This is a genomic window from Mesorhizobium sp. M7A.F.Ca.CA.002.05.1.1 (assembly GCF_003998335.1).
Classification (GTDB): domain Bacteria; phylum Pseudomonadota; class Alphaproteobacteria; order Rhizobiales; family Rhizobiaceae; genus Mesorhizobium.
The window spans coordinates 1-1,671 of record NZ_RZQI01001119.1 but is presented as its reverse complement, the minus strand read 5'-3'; the positions used below and the strand labels follow the sequence as shown (position 1 = coordinate 1,671).

The following is a 1,671-nucleotide window of genomic DNA, read 5'->3' as shown; positions in this document are numbered from 1 at the left end:
ACCCAGAAGATCGGCCCGCCGCGCGAGGCTGGTAGCCGCTCCGGCGGGGCCTCGGGCTTGCGCAGCATGTCCATGCCCGCGACGGGTGGCATGACGATCGCGCGCGGCAGCGGCGAAACGCTCTCCACGGCAGGCGCAAGGCGCGGCATCACCACGTAGTCGGCATCGACGATGTCGGCGGCCGAACCACGCATGAACCGGTCCGCTGCGGCAATTGCCGCCGGATCGGTCATGATTTCGCCGGAAACCGGGCGCGCGGTTCGATCGTCAGCCATCATGGCCCCAGCATTGCAGCACGTGTTCGCTTTTCGTTTCTTTTGCGTAAACACAAATGGTTAACGCTTCCCCACCGGAGCCCTCGTGACGAGCCGAAAGAGCCCAGAAATTAACCGCCGGTTAACCATGCCGGCCGATGGTCTTTACCCAGAACAGGCCGGCTCGCCGCCGTGCCGAAATTCAGGTCGTCGAAATTGATTCGTTTCGAAAATGTCGGCCTCCGCTATGGCATGGGTCCGGAAATCCTCCGCGACATCTCCCTGCACATCCCGGAGCGCTCCTTCCAGTTCCTCAGCGGGCCTTCGGGCGCCGGCAAGACGACCTTGCTGCGCCTGCTGTTCATGTCGCTGAAGCCGACGCGCGGGCTGATCACCATCTTTGGCAAGGACCGTTCGCGCATCTCGCGCACCGAATTGCCGCATCTGCGCCGCCGCATCGGCGTGGTGTTCCAGGATTTTCGCCTGCTCGACCACATGACCACCTACGAGAACGTCGCGCTGCCGCTGCGCGTGCGCGGGCGCGAGGAGGCGAGCTACCGCACCGATGTCACCGAACTGTTGAAGTGGGTCGGGCTGGGCGAGCGCATGCACGTGCTGCCGCCGGTTCTGTCCGGCGGCGAGAAGCAGCGCGCGGCGATCGCGCGGGCGCTGATCGAGCAGCCGGAAATCCTGCTCGCCGACGAACCGACCGGCAATGTCGATCCGCCTCTGGCGCGACGCCTGCTGCGGCTGTTCATCGAGCTCAACCGGCTCGGCACCGCGGTGGTGATCGCCACCCACGACCTTGGCCTGATGGAACAGGTCGACGCGCGCCGCATGATCCTGGCCGGCGGAAGGCTGGACATCTATGACTGAACTGTCCGCCGAACATTTTGTGGAACGGGAGCAGGACGCCGAGGCGACCGAGGCAAAGCCCCGCGCCCAGCGCAGGATGGCGCCGATCGTGCCGGCGCAGAACATCGCTGGCCGGGCACTGGTCCTGGTGATCGCCATCATGACCTTCCTGTCCTGCCTGACTTTCGGCGCAGTGACGCTGGTGCGCGACACAGCGTCCGTCTGGGAGAACCAGATTTCGCGCGAGGCGACCATCCAGATCAAGCCGGTCGACGGCCTCGACATGGAAGCAGCCCTTACCCAGGCCTCCCAGATCGCCGGGGAATTCCCTGGCGTCAAGACGACCCGGATCATCGACCGCGAGGCGACCGCGAGGCTCCTTGAGCCCTGGCTGGGCTCGGGGCTCAACATCGATGAATTACCCGTGCCGCGCCTGATCATCGTCACCATCGACGAGAACAGCCCGCCCGATTTCGCTGCCATGCGCGCCGCGATCACGCCGAAACTGCCGAGCGCATCGCTCGATGATCACCGCACCTGGGTCGACCGGCTGGTAGCGATG

2 protein-coding genes and 1 pseudogene are annotated in these 1,671 nt (G+C 65.4%); 2 read left to right on the top strand and 1 reads right to left on the bottom strand.

The window, feature by feature from the left end; translation table 11 throughout:
* Positions 1 to 278 (bottom strand): annotated as a pseudogene (locus tag EN939_RS33155) (hypothetical protein); the annotation flags it as partial.
* A gap of 192 nt (positions 279 to 470) precedes the next feature.
* Between EN939_RS33155 and ftsE the strand changes: the two are divergent.
* Together ftsE and EN939_RS33145 are read left to right on the top strand one after the other, a co-directional pair.
* Positions 471 to 1,130 (top strand): cell division ATP-binding protein FtsE, encoded by a 660-nt coding sequence (ftsE, locus tag EN939_RS33150; RefSeq protein WP_010911739.1) that lies wholly within the window; start codon positions 471 to 473, stop codon positions 1,128 to 1,130.
* The coding region (locus EN939_RS33145) for a cell division protein FtsX (RefSeq protein ID WP_164751468.1) at positions 1,123 to 1,671 on the top strand (549 nt) is incomplete at its 3' end. The genes ftsE and EN939_RS33145, both read left to right, overlap by 8 nt.